Annotated in this window: 15 protein-coding genes; 11 read left to right on the top strand and 4 right to left on the bottom strand. The window is 64.5% G+C overall.

Features of this window, described 5'->3' with window-relative positions; all coding sequences use genetic code 11:
* Nucleotides 1-138 precede the first annotated feature (138 nt).
* Nucleotides 139-1509: a GIN domain-containing protein gene (locus MRBLMU1_RS04830; RefSeq protein WP_363497800.1), complete on the bottom strand. Its 1371-nt coding sequence runs from the start codon at nucleotides 1507-1509 to the stop codon at nucleotides 139-141.
* Between the two features lie 207 nt (nucleotides 1510-1716).
* Between MRBLMU1_RS04830 and MRBLMU1_RS04825 the strand changes: the two genes are divergently transcribed.
* The 9 genes from MRBLMU1_RS04825 (at nucleotide 1717) to MRBLMU1_RS04785 (ending at nucleotide 8190) form a co-directional block, all read left to right on the top strand.
* Nucleotides 1717-1902 (top strand): hypothetical protein, encoded by a 186-nt coding sequence (locus MRBLMU1_RS04825; RefSeq protein ID WP_363497797.1) that lies wholly within the window; start codon nucleotides 1717-1719, stop codon nucleotides 1900-1902.
* Nucleotides 1902-2429, top strand: a complete 528-nt coding sequence (locus tag MRBLMU1_RS04820) for a hypothetical protein (protein ID WP_363497794.1) — start codon at nucleotides 1902-1904, stop codon at nucleotides 2427-2429. The genes MRBLMU1_RS04825 and MRBLMU1_RS04820 overlap by 1 nt, the downstream gene beginning before the upstream one ends.
* Nucleotides 2430-2453: 24 nt before the next feature.
* Nucleotides 2454-4160 carry an AAA family ATPase gene (locus tag MRBLMU1_RS04815; RefSeq protein WP_363497792.1) on the top strand — a complete coding sequence of 569 codons (1707 nt, stop codon included), beginning with the start codon at nucleotides 2454-2456 and terminating at the stop codon, nucleotides 4158-4160.
* A gap of 1 nt (nucleotide 4161) precedes the next feature.
* Nucleotides 4162-4887 carry a general secretion pathway protein GspB gene (locus MRBLMU1_RS04810; RefSeq protein WP_363497789.1) on the top strand — a complete coding sequence of 242 codons (726 nt, stop codon included), beginning with the start codon at nucleotides 4162-4164 and terminating at the stop codon, nucleotides 4885-4887.
* Nucleotides 4888-4955: 68 nt separating this feature from the next.
* The gene (locus MRBLMU1_RS04805; protein WP_363497786.1) at nucleotides 4956-5144 is read left to right on the top strand and encodes a hypothetical protein; all 189 of its coding nucleotides are present in this window, start codon (nucleotides 4956-4958) and stop codon (nucleotides 5142-5144) included.
* Between the two features lie 84 nt (nucleotides 5145-5228).
* Complete coding sequence (gene mobB / locus MRBLMU1_RS04800; RefSeq protein WP_363497783.1) at nucleotides 5229-5786, top strand: molybdopterin-guanine dinucleotide biosynthesis protein B; 558 nt, start codon at nucleotides 5229-5231, stop codon at nucleotides 5784-5786.
* Nucleotides 5787-5839: 53 nt separating this feature from the next.
* Nucleotides 5840-6040: a YjfB family protein gene (locus MRBLMU1_RS04795; RefSeq protein ID WP_363497780.1), complete on the top strand. Its 201-nt coding sequence runs from the start codon at nucleotides 5840-5842 to the stop codon at nucleotides 6038-6040.
* 175 nt (nucleotides 6041-6215) lie between these two features.
* Nucleotides 6216-6482 carry a DUF2282 domain-containing protein gene (locus MRBLMU1_RS04790; protein ID WP_363497777.1) on the top strand — a complete coding sequence of 89 codons (267 nt, stop codon included), beginning with the start codon at nucleotides 6216-6218 and terminating at the stop codon, nucleotides 6480-6482.
* Nucleotides 6483-6525: 43 nt separating this feature from the next.
* Nucleotides 6526-8190: a DUF692 family multinuclear iron-containing protein gene (locus MRBLMU1_RS04785; RefSeq protein ID WP_363497774.1), complete on the top strand. Its 1665-nt coding sequence runs from the start codon at nucleotides 6526-6528 to the stop codon at nucleotides 8188-8190.
* Between the two features lie 3 nt (nucleotides 8191-8193).
* On the opposite strand, the gene MRBLMU1_RS04780 is transcribed toward MRBLMU1_RS04785, so the two are convergent.
* Nucleotides 8194-8490, bottom strand: a complete 297-nt coding sequence (locus MRBLMU1_RS04780) for a hypothetical protein (protein WP_363497771.1) — start codon at nucleotides 8488-8490, stop codon at nucleotides 8194-8196.
* A 175-nt stretch (nucleotides 8491-8665) separates the two neighbouring features.
* The gene (locus tag MRBLMU1_RS04775; RefSeq protein WP_363497768.1) at nucleotides 8666-8884 is read right to left on the bottom strand and encodes an RNA-binding S4 domain-containing protein; all 219 of its coding nucleotides are present in this window, start codon (nucleotides 8882-8884) and stop codon (nucleotides 8666-8668) included.
* A 190-nt stretch (nucleotides 8885-9074) separates the two neighbouring features.
* Here MRBLMU1_RS04775 and MRBLMU1_RS04770 point away from each other — a divergent pair, with 190 nt between their 5' ends.
* The gene (locus MRBLMU1_RS04770; protein WP_363497765.1) at nucleotides 9075-9995 is read left to right on the top strand and encodes a hypothetical protein; all 921 of its coding nucleotides are present in this window, start codon (nucleotides 9075-9077) and stop codon (nucleotides 9993-9995) included.
* On the opposite strand, the gene fumC is transcribed toward MRBLMU1_RS04770, so the two are convergent.
* Nucleotides 9996-11390, bottom strand: a complete 1395-nt coding sequence (gene fumC, locus MRBLMU1_RS04765; protein ID WP_363497762.1) for a class II fumarate hydratase — start codon at nucleotides 11388-11390, stop codon at nucleotides 9996-9998.
* A 164-nt stretch (nucleotides 11391-11554) separates the two neighbouring features.
* Here fumC and MRBLMU1_RS04760 point away from each other — a divergent pair, with 164 nt between their 5' ends.
* Nucleotides 11555-13219 carry a type IV pilus assembly protein FimV gene (locus MRBLMU1_RS04760; protein WP_363497759.1) on the top strand — a complete coding sequence of 555 codons (1665 nt, stop codon included), beginning with the start codon at nucleotides 11555-11557 and terminating at the stop codon, nucleotides 13217-13219.
* The last annotated feature ends 53 nt before the right edge of the window (nucleotides 13220-13272 follow it).

Genomic DNA, 13272 nt, shown 5'->3' with positions numbered 1-13272 from the left:
GGAAGGTCTATAGCGAGGGAAATGGCATCTGATAGCATCGTGCCGGCAAGTTAACACTTCCGGCCGCCGTTTACAACAAAAATGCCGCTAAAAGCTTAAGTTAGCGGCATTAGGACCTGACCCCGGATTTGCCTTGTATCAGTTGCTGGCCTTGTCGCGGGTGCCGGTGCGCTCGTACGTCACCAGGCGCGATTGCTCGGCTGCTTTGCCATTCACATTCACCACCGCGTTGCCCGGCCCGCGCACGATGACGTCGGCCTGGCCGGCCCACAATTGGCGCGCGTTGAGGTTGCCCGAGCCGCTCAGCTGCGCGGTCAGGGTGGCGGTCTTGCCGTCAAGTTTGACCTCGCCTGGGCCGTGCATGTTCAGCCGCACGCTCTTGCAGTCGGCCGTCGCCGTCAGGTCGCCGGAGCCGCCCACTTCCGCCTCCAGCGTGTCGCCGACCTTGTTCAGATGGATATTGCCCGGTCCACGGCTGCGCGCCACCGCGCGTCCGACCTGCAGCGTGTTGGCCTCCAGGTCGCCTGAACCGTTCACTTCCGCGCTCAGCATTGCCGTCGCCCCCGACAAGGTCATGCGGCCCGGGCCGCTGAGGATGGCGCGCACCGTTTGCGCCTGCAGGCCGCGCACCGTCAGGTCGCCCGAGCCGTGGACTTCGGCGTCGAGTTTCTTGATGTTGCCGGCGATGCAGGCGTCGCCCGGGCCGTGCAGCATGGCGCTGGCCGCTTCCGTGCCCAGCCCGCAAGCGTCGAGATCGCCCGGGCCCGCCACTTCGGCGCGGATTTCCCTGGCGTTGCCGCGCAGGGTGACCGATCCCGGCCCGTGCATCGCGGTGTTGATCTTGCCGGCGTTGATGTCGCCGATGTCGAGGTCGCCCGGCCCGTTGACCGAGATGTTCAGATCCTGCGTGACGCCGGCGGCGTTGATGTCGCCGGGGCCGTTCGAGACCACGTTCAGGTTGCCCGCCTTCAGGCTGCGCAGGTCGAGGTCGCCGCTGCCGGAGGAGGTGACCGTCAGGTCGGTCGCGGCGCCGCTGGCGTGGATGTCGCCGGCGCCGTCCGACGTCAAGCTGAGCGCCGGGCCCTGGAATTGTTGCAGATCGACGTCGCCGCTGCCTCCGCTGCGCAGGCTTTTCAAGGCAGCGGCGTTGATTCGTATCGTCACCTGCGACTTGTTGTCGTTGTTCCAGTTAAAGTTGAAGACCCAGCCGTTGCTCTTTTTGCGCGGTTGCCGCACGGTCAGCGTGTCGCCGCTGACCGAGGTTTCGATGTCGGCCAACTTTTTGCGGGGACCGGACAGTTCGATGCCGTTGCCGGCCTGGTTGGTGACGATCACGCGGAACGGGCCGTTCAGGTTGATGCTGGTGAACGGCGCGACGGTGCGGGTCTCGGTGACGATGGCGTTGTCGGGCTTGCTTTCGGCCTTGGTGTCGGCCTGGGCGTAGCCGGAGGCGATGGCGGCCGCCAGCAGGGTGCAGGCCAGCGCCTGGTGTTTGATCGTCTGCTTCATTTTTTATCTCGATGGTGGAAGTGGCGAGGAATGAACGATATGACAAAAGCAAGCAAGCGGCGCGCGGAATGGGACGGATGCGCGGAATAGTGGGATCAACGGCAAAAAAGCGGCGCTGAACTGCGAATCAACTTGTCGTCCGGGCCGCCGATAATGTCATAATCGGGGCATTGATGCTCGAGCGGGAAAACGGAAGCGGGGGCGGACATGATCAAATACATGGGGACCAAAAACACGAACGACGGTTCGGTGCTATATGTGTTCTTAATCAACGGCTTACAGAAGGAAATCCGGGAGGCGGCCTTGAAACAGTACCCGGGATGCTATGAGGCGCTGCCGGCGACCGCCAAGGCGCGTATCAGCGCCAACCGCTCCTGGTTATCGAAACTTTAATGATGATGTTTTATTTATTGCGGCGCCGCGCCGGTTTCTGCGCGCTGGCGGCATTCGCCATGCTTGTTTCCGGCGCCGCCCTGGCGCAATCGGTGCCCACCACCTTTGGCACCGTCATCGGCAACGGCCTGCTGTGCCGCGACCAGACCGCCAATTTCTTTTATTACGATTACCTGCTCAAGGCCTTCGGCCCGGCCTACAAGCACGACGGCGGCGCCTTCTGGTTCAAGACCGAGGGCGCCAACCTGTGGGGCACGCCGGTCTCCGAGGTGATGGTCAGCGACGATACCAGCACCTATATCTTCGTCGGCGCCGTGGCCGAGGCCACGCCGGAAGAGCTGGAAAAGGCGATCATCGCCCAGGTCGGCTTGCATTATGCGAGAATCGACACGTCGGCCTTCCCCGTGCGCGAGGCCAAGCCGGCCAGCCGCATCGTTTATTTCGATACCAAATCCAAGATTTACTGCGCGAAGTACAAGCCCTTGCCGCCGGTGCAGCCGCCCGCCGTGCGCCAGCGGCTAAAATAGGGTACGCGCACTCCCAAGGTCTTCATGTACACCCACTTTTTCAATCTGAAGCAATCGCCGTTTTCCATCGCGCCCGATCCGCGCTACCTGTTCATGAGCGAACGCCACCGCGAGGCGCTGGCGCATCTGCTGTACGGCATCGGCAGCGGCGGCGGTTTCGTGCTGCTGACGGGGGAGATCGGGGCCGGCAAGACCACCGTGTGCCGCTGCTTCATGGAGCAGATCCCCGAGAACTGCAAGCTGGGCTATATCTTCAATCCGAAGCTGTCGGTGGAGGAGTTGCTGCTGTCGATCTGTGACGAGTTCGGCATCGAGCTGCCGCCGCAGGGCGCCGGCGCCGTCAGCGTCAAGGGCTATGTCGACGCGATCAACGCCTATTTGCTGGCCAGCCACGCGCAGGCCAAGAACAATGTGCTGATCATCGACGAGGCGCAGAACCTGTCGGCCGAGGTGCTGGAGCAGCTGCGCTTGCTGACGAATCTGGAAACGAGCGAGCGCAAGCTGCTGCAGATCATCCTGATCGGCCAGCCCGAGTTGCGCACGATGCTGGCGCGGCCGGAACTGGAGCAGTTGGCGCAGCGCGTCATCGCCCGCTACCACCTGGGCTCGCTGACCGAGGCCGAAACCGGCGCGTACATCGAGCATAGGCTGGCGGTGGCCGGCGCGTCGGCGATCGCGCCGTTTCCGCGCCGTTTGATGGGATTGGTGCACAGCCTGGCCAAAGGCGTGCCGCGCCGTATCAATTTGCTGTGTGACCGTGCGCTGCTGGGCGCGTATGTCGAGAACCAGCCGCAGGTGACGCGCGTCATTTTGCGCCGCGCGGCGTCGGAGGTGTTTTCCGGGCAGGAAGTGGTGCCTGGCGCGCTGCTTGCCTCGTCGTCCGGCCGGCGCTGGCCGCTGGTGGCGGCCGGCGCGCTAGGCGGCGTGATCGTCAGCGCGGTATTGTGGCAGTTGGCGGCGCACGACGCGAAGCCTGGCATACAGAGTGCGCAGGCCGCTTCGACGACGCCGTCGGCATCCAGTGGCGCCGTTGTCGCCGCGCCGAAGGCGGCTGCGGCCGCGCTTGCTCCGGCGGCGTCCTTGCCGGCCGCTGCCAACGCTACGCCGGTGGCAGCGGCGGGTGAAGGCGCCGGCAAGGCGGCCGCCTTGCGCCAGCTTGCCGGAATGTGGGGGCTGGCGCTGGTCGACGGCGATCCTTGTCCAACGGCGGCGCGGCTCAATTTGCGTTGCCTGCAAACCAAAGGCGGCATCGACGAACTGCGTCAATTGGACCGTCCGGCGGTGCTAACCCTGCGCGACGATCCCGTCGTACCCAACTACGTGCTGCTGACCGCGCTGGACAAACGCAACGCGACCATCATGACACCCGGCGGCACGCCGCAGACGATCAGCCTGGAGGCGCTCGGCGCACGCTTCGGCGGCGAGTTCACCACGTTCTGGCGGGCGCCGCGCAGCTGGCGCGACGAGGTGTCCGTCGGCGATCACGGTCCCGATGTGGACTGGCTGGCCAAGCGCTTGTCGCAACTTTACGAGCTGAAAAAACCGCAGGAAAATCAACCGCTGGACGCGGCCTTGCGCAGCCGCCTGACCGAGTTCCAGACCGAGCAGCATCTCAAGGCGGACGGCGTGGCCGGTCCGAAAACTTTCATCCGACTGTATCAGTTGGGCGGCGTGCAGGAGCCACGTTTGCTGGCCCGTGCCGGCAAGGCCGACGCCGTGGCAGGGAAATAATATGTCCTATATTTTGGAAGCGCTGAAAAAAGCGCAGGCGGAACGTCAACTCGGCAACGCGCCGACCCTGCACGCGCCGACGCTGCAATCGGTGGACCGGTCCTCGGCCGGTGGACGACTTAAAAAGCCGTTGCTGCTGTTGATCGTGGCGATGGGCGTTGCGATCGCCGCGCTGCTGGTCATGGTGCTGAAGCCGGCTGCGGCGCCCGCCGATGCTCAGGCCGCCCAGGAAGTTGTTCGCGCCCCGGCGCCAGCCGCGCCGCCGGCTCTGGCGGCACCGGTCGTCGCCGCGCAAGTCTCGGCCCCGGCCCAGGTCGCCGCCGATAGTGCCGCGCCGTTGCCGGCGCCCGTCGCAGCGCTGCCGCCGCCGGTGGCCACGCTCGCTCCGGCGCCGCGCAAGCACGCCGATCCGCAAACAGCGCAGGCCGCGCCGGCGCCAGCCGTCAACCCGATCGCGGCCGCGACCGCCCCGGCCAAACCGGCTGTCGCGTTCGAGGAGCCGGTCCAGAATCTGCGCGATCTGCCCGAGCCCATCCAGCGGTCGATTCCGCAGGTCGCCGTCGGCGGCTACATCTACTCCAAGAATCCGTCGGACCGCTTGCTGCTGATCGACAAGGTCCTGCGCCGCGAGGGGGAGGAGGTCGCCCCCGGCCTGAAACTGGAAAAACTGAATCCCAAGGAAGCGGTGTTCAATTTCAAAGGTTACCGATACCGCGTTCCGTATTGAGCTGTCATCAACTTGTCACTCGGTAGTGATATTTTCTTATCATTGAAAACAATGCATGGGGGAATATCATGAAACATCTGAAACTATTGCCTTTCCTGATAGCCGCAGCTTTCGCCATGCCACGCGCGCAGGCGGCGGAAGTCGATGCCCAGCAAGAACCGATCGGCTACGGCGCCGGGCTGCTGTGCCTGGGCCTGGTCCTGTTGGCCAACGGCCGTTCGCGCAACGACGCCTTCAACCAAAAGAACGGCGAATAAAGACCTGGCCGGAAGCCTCGCTACGTCCTTAAATGTTGCTGCGTATAATGGCGGTAACAGGTTGGGGTAGAGAGAGGTTGATCAATGCAGCAAGAGAGTTCCGCGCACATGCGCAATGTCCTGGGCGTCATCGGGACGTCCGGCAGCGGTAAGACCACGTTGTTGGAATTCCTGATCGCCCGGCTGGCGGCGCAAGGGCTGAAGGTCAATGTCATCAAGCACAGCCACCACGACCTGGAACTGGAGCCACCACAGAAGGACAGCGCCCGCCTGCGCATGGCCGGCGCCGCCGAAGTCATGGTGGCGTCGCCGTTCCGGGTCGCTATCATCCGCGAACTGCGCGGCGCGCCGGAACCGTCATTGCAGGAACAACTGGACCGCCTGTCGCCGGCCGACCTGACCCTGCTCGAAGGGTTCAAGACGTATCCGATCGACAAGCTGGAAGTCTACCGCGCCGAGCAGGGCCGTCCGCCGCTGTATCCGCTCGATCCGCACGTGATCGCTGTCGCCTCCGACCTGCCCCGGCCCGCCGATTTGTCGCCCGACACAGTGTGGCTGGACTTGAACGCGCCCACCGAAGTGCTGGCCTGGCTGCTCGCCCACGTCGAGAAAAAACGTCAAAATAAATCGTCCGAAGGCTAAAGTTTTTTTCGAATCATCCGTAAAAGAAGTGATACCCCTTAAAGGAGGATGATATGGACGTTTCAAGTATTGCTCAAGCCGCAACCTCGATCGCGGAAACCGGCACCAAGCAGGCAGTCGGCATTGCTGTGCTGAAAAAAGCCCAGGACATCCAGGCTTCCAGCGCGCAGGCATTGATTGAAGCCATTCCTCCCGTGCCGTCGGCGCCGAAATTGCCTTCGCACTTGGGTAACACCATCAATACAACCGCCTGAACGGCGGTTTTTCGGCGCCTCTTGGCGCCAGGCACCGTGCTTTACGGCGTCTTTGCGCGATCGTTCGGTCCGCGCTTCTCCTTGACTTGAATCCTGTCAACAGAAACAAGCGTATCCGCGTTATTGCTGGTACGCTGCGATTCTGAATTCAACCATCCATTCGAGGAGACTCCCCATGAATAAACGTCAAGCCCTGATCGCCGCCGCCCTGGCCACCGTTTGCGCCGCCAGCGCCGGCACCGCCGCCGCCGTCGACCAAGATACGCCGAAGGAAAAGTGCTTCGGCATCGCCAAGGCCGGTCAAAACGATTGCGCCGCCGCCAACGGCACGCACTCGTGCGCCGGCCAGGCCAAGGTCGACAACGCGCCGACCGAGTGGAAATACGTCGCTAAAGGCACTTGCGAAAAAGCCGGCGGCAAGACCACGCCGCCTGCCAAGTAATCGCGGCGATACTCGCATAGCAATCGTCGCAGCCAGCGGAGCCATGTCGCCGCCACGCCTGTCCGAGCCGAAGCCGGGTGTCGGCGTTGGATTGCGGGCTCCGCACTATCGTCAGTTTCTCGAGCAGCGGCCGCGCGCCGCCTGGCTTGAGGTCCACACTGAAAATTACCTCGATCAAGCCGGCTGGGATAGCCACGTGCTGGAGCAGCTGCGCCGCGATTATCCGATCAGCTTGCATTGCGTCGGCCTGGGACTGGGCTCGGCGCGCGGCTTTTCAGAGCATCATCTGGACAGCGTCCGCAGCCTGGTGCAAAGGATCGACCCGGTGCTGGTGTCCGAGCATTTGTGCTGGGGCGCCGTCGGCGACCGCCACCTCAACGATCTCTTGCCGCTAACCTTGGACCATGCCGCGCTCGACATGCTGAGCGCGCGCGTCAACCGCGTACAGGACACGCTCAAGCGCCAGTTGCTGCTGGAAAACGTGTCGACCTATGTACGGTTTCAGCGGGACGCGATGAGCGAGGCGGAGTTCATGGCGGCGCTGGCGGCGCGCACCGGTTGCGGTCTGCTGCTCGATATCAACAACCTCTATGTCAACCAGTGCAACCACGGCGAAGACGCGCTGGCCGCCATCGCCGCGATCGCGCCCGGCACGGTCGGCGAAATGCATCTGGCCGGTCATCTGGTGACGCCCCAGGCCGTCATCGATCACCACGGCGCGGCGGTGGCCGACCCGGTCTGGCGGCTGTACGAGGCGGCGCTGGAGCGCTTCGGCGCCGTGCCGACGCTGATCGAGTGGGATACCGACATCCCGACTGTCGAGGTGCTGCTGGAAGAGGCTGCCAAGGCCGAGGTGCTGCACCGCCGCTATGCCGCGCGGGCCGCGCAGCCCTTGCGCGTGGCGGCCCCGGTTGCCGCGGAGGCGGGCGTCTCCGGCCTCGCCGAGACCCAACAGCAGTTCGCCGGCGCGTTGCTCGACCCCGGGCAGGCGGCGCAGGTGTTATCACAATTCAAAGGCGGCGACAACGAACACCGGTTCGCGCTCTATCGCGGCAACCTGAGCGCGACTTGGGACAAGACCTTGTCGGCCGCGTACCCGGTGGTGCGGATGCTGGTGGGGGAGGAGTTCTTTAGCGCTCTGAGTAAATCCTACGGCCGTGCCCATCCGTCCACCAGCGGCGATCTGAACCGTTTCGGCGCCGACTTCGACACCTTCCTGCGCCATTTTCCGCACGTGGCCGAGTATCCCTACCTGCCCGACATGGCGGCGCTGGAGTGGGCCTTGCACCGGGCGCACTACGCGCCGGCGGCCCGGGGGATCACCGCGCAGCGGCTTGCCGCCCTGTCGCCCGAACACATGGAGACGGCGCGGATGACACTGCATCCGGCCTGCCGGCTGGTGTCGTCGGAATGGGCCACGATACCTCTCTGGCAGGCACACCAGCCTGACAGCGGGATTGGTTTCCCCGAACACATGGCGGCGCCGAGCCATGGCGTGGTCGCGCGTCCGGGCTGGAAAACACGGGTGGTTGCGCTCAGCGGCGCTGGTCACGCGGCGCTGCGGTCATTGGGGGCGGGGAGGGATTTCGGCGCCGCGCTCGATGCCGCGTTCGACATCGACGAAGCCTTTGACGTGGCCGGCAATTTACAACTGTGGCTGGCGCACGCGCTGATCGTCGAAATAGATGGAATGGCTGAAACGGGGTGATCGTTATTGGCTGCCGGGCTTGAAAGCGCGCAGCACCTTGGCCTCGCCCGTCAAATCGCGGTGCAATTTGTTGGCGGCGGCCGTCAGCTCGATCATGCGGTCGATCTGGACGTCTTCAAACCGGGCCAGTTCCTCGGTCGCGGTCAGCAGCGCCTGCGCCAGCTTGGCGCGCGCGCCCTGGTACAGCGAACCGTGGTACTGATTGGTGTTCTTGAGCAGCTCCTCGGCGTTTTCTATCACCTGGCGCAGATCGTCGAGCAGTTTTTCCTGGGTTGGGCTATGTGGTTCAGGACCGTCCATGACGTCCCCTTGGTCGTAAAGAAACTGGTTGAAAAAGCCGGGTGGCAAGCAATTCCAATATAACTACGATATCGCCAGTCGGTTTGCGCATAATCAAACACGCTCACCCCCGTCTGCAGCGTTTTCTTGGCTGCGCTTACAGATTAGTACGTTATTGCTCAAAAGCAAGAGGAAATTACACGGCGTCAATGCTGATTTTGACGTCGCCGACGCTGACCTGCTGGCCGGCGCGGATTTTCGCCGTCTTGCGCAACTCCTGCTTGCCGTCGACTTTCACCGCGCCGCTGGCCACCATCATCTTGCCGGCGCCGCCGCTGTCGCACAATCCCACCAGCTTCAAGAGCTGGTTCAGTTCAACAAATTCACCGTTCAATTCGAAGCTTACTTTTTGCATTTTATCCTCTGTTGCCATGATATAAAGTCGGCACCGACGTCACTTCAGATAGTGTAGCGGCATTCCGACAGCCGCGCAGTTTACCCCAACGAATCGGGTTGTCACTTGGAAAAAAAATTGCTATCCTGAAGTCACTGCCAAATATTTAAGCAGTGCAGGGTGTGTTACCGAGGTCTTACCGAGCAGCATCATGAATAAGCTTTCCCTGACCATGCTGGTAATCGTTTCTCCGCTCTCCGCAGCGGCTGGCGCGGCCACATCCGATCCTTTGTTCCCCCAGCAAACCACGCCGGTGTACGAAAAGCGCGCCAACTCCGCATTATTGTTCGACGCCGCCGACCGGCAGTCGGCGCTGGTCGACCAGTTGCAGACCGATGGCGCGCGCCGTTATGCCGCCTTCGCCGGCGCTCCGCGTCTGCACTTCGGTGCGTTGCCGGAAAATCTTTCGTTGCTCGATCCGCTCGGACCCCTGTTGAACGAACGCAGCCGGCGTTATCTGAGCAGCGCGGAGTTCGAAAAGAAGACCGGGCGCGCGGTCGGCATTCTGACGATCGGCCTGTTGCGCGAGACCGGCTCCACCCTGGGCGGCGGCCAGCCCGGCACGTCATGGGGTATGAACAGCCGTCCCACCACCAAATTCACGTCGTTGTCGCTGGGGTATGCGCTGACGCCGCGCAGCTCGATCATGGCGATGGCGTCGTATGGCAAGACCGAGGGTTTTGGCGCGCCGGACAGTCTGATGGCGCAGGTGTCGTCGGTACGGACGATGGCATACAGCGTGGGCGTGTCCACGCGCCAGATCTTCTCGACCCAGGACCGGTTGGCGGTGACTTTGTCGGTGCCGGCCAAGGTGCGCACGGGGGCGCTGCAAAACGCCGACTCGGATGCGCGGGTCAGCTATGCCAATACCCAGGAGTTCGGCGCGCCGACTTTGAATCTGCGGCCCACCGCCACCGAGCGGGATCTGGAACTCGGCTACACCACCATGGTTGGCAAAGCCGGCAAGATGGGCAAGCTGACCGGCGCGGTGATGTTGCGCGTTAATCCAGGTCACGATGCGAACGCCCGGCCGGATGTGCTGACCGGGGTGCGCTACTCTTACGGTTTTTGATCAGGCCGCGTTCGGACGCGTCATGTCCAGCGGCACGATCCACTCGTCGAATTGCTCGGCCGTCACGTAACCCAGCGCCAGCGACGCCTCCTTCAATGTCGTACCCTCATGCTGCGCCTTCTTGGCGATCGACGCCGCCTTGTCGTAGCCGATGTGCGGCGCCAGCGCCGTCACCAGCATCAGCGAGCGTTCCATCAGTTCCGCGATGCGGCCGCGATTCGGTTCTATCCCGTGTACGCAATGTTCCTCGAAGCTGCGCATGCCGTCGGCCAGCAGGCGCGCGCTTTGCAGGAAGTTGTGCGCGATCAGCGGCTTGTAGACGTTCAACTCGAAATTGCCCGAGGCGCCACCCATCGTGATGGCGACGTCGTTGCCGAACACCTGGCAGCACAGCATGGTGACCGCTTCGCACTGGGTCGGGTTGACCTTGCCCGGCATGATCGAGCTGCCCGGCTCGTTCTCGGGGATGGTGATCTCGCCCAAGCCCGAGCGCGGGCCCGACGCCATCCAGCGCACGTCGTTGGCGATCTTCATCAGCGCGGCGGCCAGGGTTTTCAGCGCGCCGTGCGCCGACAGCAGCGCGTCATGGCCGGCCAGCGCGGCGAACTTGTTGTCGGCGGTGCGGAACGGCAGCGACAAGGTATGTTCGAGCTCGGCGGCGATGCGCACCGCGTATTCCGGATGCGCGTTGAGGCCGGTGCCGACGGCGGTGCCGCCTGCGGCCAGCTGCAGCACGCCGGGCAGGGCGGCGTTGATCGCGTGCTCGGCGAAGTCCAGATGGGCGACATAGCCGGAGAATTCCTGGCCCAGGGTCAGCGGCGTGGCGTCCTGCAGGTGGGTGCGGCCGATCTTGACGATGTCGGCGAAGGCCTCGGCCTTGGCGTGCAGGCTGGCGCGCAGCTGGCGCAGCGACGGCAACACCGTGTTGGCCAGCGCCTGCGCGGCGGCCACGTGGATCGCGGTGGGGAAGATGTCGTTCGACGATTGGCCTTTGTTTACGTCGTCATTGGGGTGCAGCTTGCGGCTCTCGCCGCGCACGCCGCCCATCAGCTCGGAGCCGCGATTGGCCAGCACTTCGTTCATGTTCATGTTGGACTGGGTGCCGGAGCCGGTCTGCCACACCGCCAGCGGGAACTCACCGGTGTGCTTGTCGGCCAGCACTTCGTCGGCGGCCTGGGTGATGGCGATCGCTTTCGCGCCGTCCAGCAGGCCCAGGTCCAGGTTGACGCGGGCGGCGGCGCGCTTGACGCTGGCCAGCGCGTGGATCAACTCCGGCGGCATGCGCTCGGTGGAGATGTGGAAATGTTCCAGTGAGCGCTGGGTCTGCGCGCCCCACAGCTTGTCGTCGGGGACATCGATCGGGCCAAAACTGTCACGTTCGCTTCTGTTGCTCATAATTCATCCTTGTGCGGAAGTCATCATATGTGGGCTTTTCAGTGTAGCGCAGTTTGGAAAAATTATCCTGGGGCTACAAAATTGGGAAAATCAGCCGTTATAGCCATATACCTTAAGACTACGCGTCACTACCGACTTCTATGCAGCGTTCCACACTTACACATTTGCTCCGCTCCCTTGCCTGCGCCGTATTGCTGGCGCCGGCGGGCATCGTGGCCAACGCGGCCGAGCTGGGCGACGTTTCCGCGCGCTCGTTCATCGGCCAGCCGCTGTCGGCGGACATCGAACTGGTGGCGCTGGCGCCGGACGAAGTGAACGCTTTGCAGGTGAGGCTGGCGCGGCCGGACGTGTTTCGCGGCGCGAACATCACCATGAACCCGGCGCTGTCGTCGGTGCGCATGTCGGTGGTCAAGCGCGACCAGAAGCAGTTTTTGCATGTGACGACCACGCGCGCGATCGACGCCGAATACGTCCATATGTATGTGGAATTGAGCGCGGCGGGGCGGCAAGATGTGCGTTTAGCAACGGTCTGGTTGCAGGCGGACCCCAATCCGCCACCGCCGCCGGCACCGGTGGCGTCGTCCGTGCCGGCGCCCAGCGTGATGACGTCGGCCGACGCGGAGCGGATCGCGGCGCAGGCGAGGGCGGAGCGGGCCGCCGCCGCGCCTGCCGCGCCGGCGGTGCGGGACCGGACGCGTCCGGCGCCGTTGCCGTCGTTGCATGAATCCGAGACAGGCGTGCCGGGGGCGCTCAAGGCCGCCGCGGCCGCCGCGACGCCGGTTCGGCAGACGCCGACGGTGGCGGTGCGGGATTTGCCATCGCGCATAGCCGAAGCGATGGGGACGCCGCGTAGTGCGCCCGCAGCCGCCCCCGCGCCGGCGCCCACGTCCCCGCCCGCGCCCGCGCCTGTTCCGGCCAAGCCGGCGGCAAAGCGCGACGCGGCCGCCGCCGACAACGCGGTACCGTTGCCGGTGGCGCAAGCCTTGCTGCCGCTGGGGCCGTTGCCGCTGCCCGCCGGCGTCAAACGCCCGGCCGCGCCCGCCGCATGCGCGCCGTCCGGCATCAGCGCCAAGGAATGCAAGGCGCTCGACACGCATAGCCTGGCCTTGTCCAGCAAGCTGGTGGAGCTGGAGGGGAAGATGAAGGCGCTGCAGGGCGCGATCAAAAATTCGGCGGCGACGCCGGCGGCCGCTCCTGCCGCCGCGCCCAAGGTCGGGCAGGCGGGCACGGCCGTGTTGGCGGCGGCTGGCAGTAGCGTGGCCGCCGCTGTGGCGGCACCGGCGGTGGACAAGACCGCGCCGAAAGCCGCGTCGGTGGCCTCGGCGGCGCCGGGAGCGGGGGCGGGCCCAGAAGCGGCATCGACCAAGGCGGCTGAGGACAAACCAGGCAAATCGAGCAAACCGGGCAAAGCCGGCGAAGCGCAGGCGGCAACGATGGATGGCGCCTCGGCGTCGGCCTCGGCGGCGGCCGGCTCGGCTTCCGCTTCGGCCTCCGCCGATGGGCATGGCGCCAACGCGTCGGCCTCGGCGGCGGGCGCCTCCGCCTCGGCGTCCGCGCCGGTTCCGCTCAAACGCGTGCTGCCCAAGCTGAAATACAAGAAGGAAAAGCCGGTCGAACGACCGACCAACTATGTCGCCTGGGGCGCCGGCGCGGTCGGCGCGCTGCTGCTGGCTGGCGCTGGCCTGATCTACTGGCGGCGCAAGAAGTCCGGCGCGGCGCCGCTGAAAATCTGGCAAGGCTTCCGCAAGAAAAAGCCGGCCGAGGCATCGGGCAAGCCTCAGGAGGCGCAGCCGCTGCACGAAGTCACACCCGAATCAATAATGCAATAGTAATAAGCTTATAACCTCAGCTTTGCCTGCGGTGCCTCGATCTGGGTTATAGT

Origin of the sequence: Burkholderia sp. LMU1-1-1.1, from assembly GCF_040675865.1 — a bacterium.
GTDB lineage: Bacteria > Pseudomonadota > Gammaproteobacteria > Burkholderiales > Burkholderiaceae_D > Rugamonas.
This window is presented reverse-complemented; position numbering and strand designations above follow the sequence as displayed.

Excerpts from the sequence above, each read along its gene's own strand:
- MRBLMU1_RS04830 (WP_363497800.1), bottom strand. The coding sequence starts at position 1,509 with ATGAAGCAGACGATCAAACACCAGGCGCTGGCCTGCACCCTGCTGGCG.
- MRBLMU1_RS04825 (WP_363497797.1), top strand. The coding sequence starts at position 1,717 with ATGATCAAATACATGGGGACCAAAAACACGAACGACGGTTCGGTGCTA.
- MRBLMU1_RS04820 (WP_363497794.1), top strand. The coding sequence starts at position 1,902 with ATGATGATGTTTTATTTATTGCGGCGCCGCGCCGGTTTCTGCGCGCTG.
- MRBLMU1_RS04815 (WP_363497792.1), top strand. The coding sequence starts at position 2,454 with ATGTACACCCACTTTTTCAATCTGAAGCAATCGCCGTTTTCCATCGCG.
- MRBLMU1_RS04810 (WP_363497789.1), top strand. The coding sequence starts at position 4,162 with ATGTCCTATATTTTGGAAGCGCTGAAAAAAGCGCAGGCGGAACGTCAA.
- MRBLMU1_RS04805 (WP_363497786.1), top strand. The coding sequence starts at position 4,956 with ATGAAACATCTGAAACTATTGCCTTTCCTGATAGCCGCAGCTTTCGCC.
- mobB (WP_363497783.1), top strand. The coding sequence starts at position 5,229 with ATGCAGCAAGAGAGTTCCGCGCACATGCGCAATGTCCTGGGCGTCATC.
- MRBLMU1_RS04795 (WP_363497780.1), top strand. The coding sequence starts at position 5,840 with ATGGACGTTTCAAGTATTGCTCAAGCCGCAACCTCGATCGCGGAAACC.
- MRBLMU1_RS04790 (WP_363497777.1), top strand. The coding sequence starts at position 6,216 with ATGAATAAACGTCAAGCCCTGATCGCCGCCGCCCTGGCCACCGTTTGC.
- MRBLMU1_RS04785 (WP_363497774.1), top strand. The coding sequence starts at position 6,526 with ATGTCGCCGCCACGCCTGTCCGAGCCGAAGCCGGGTGTCGGCGTTGGA.
- MRBLMU1_RS04780 (WP_363497771.1), bottom strand. The coding sequence starts at position 8,490 with ATGGACGGTCCTGAACCACATAGCCCAACCCAGGAAAAACTGCTCGAC.
- MRBLMU1_RS04775 (WP_363497768.1), bottom strand. The coding sequence starts at position 8,884 with ATGCAAAAAGTAAGCTTCGAATTGAACGGTGAATTTGTTGAACTGAAC.
- MRBLMU1_RS04770 (WP_363497765.1), top strand. The coding sequence starts at position 9,075 with ATGAATAAGCTTTCCCTGACCATGCTGGTAATCGTTTCTCCGCTCTCC.
- fumC (WP_363497762.1), bottom strand. The coding sequence starts at position 11,390 with ATGAGCAACAGAAGCGAACGTGACAGTTTTGGCCCGATCGATGTCCCC.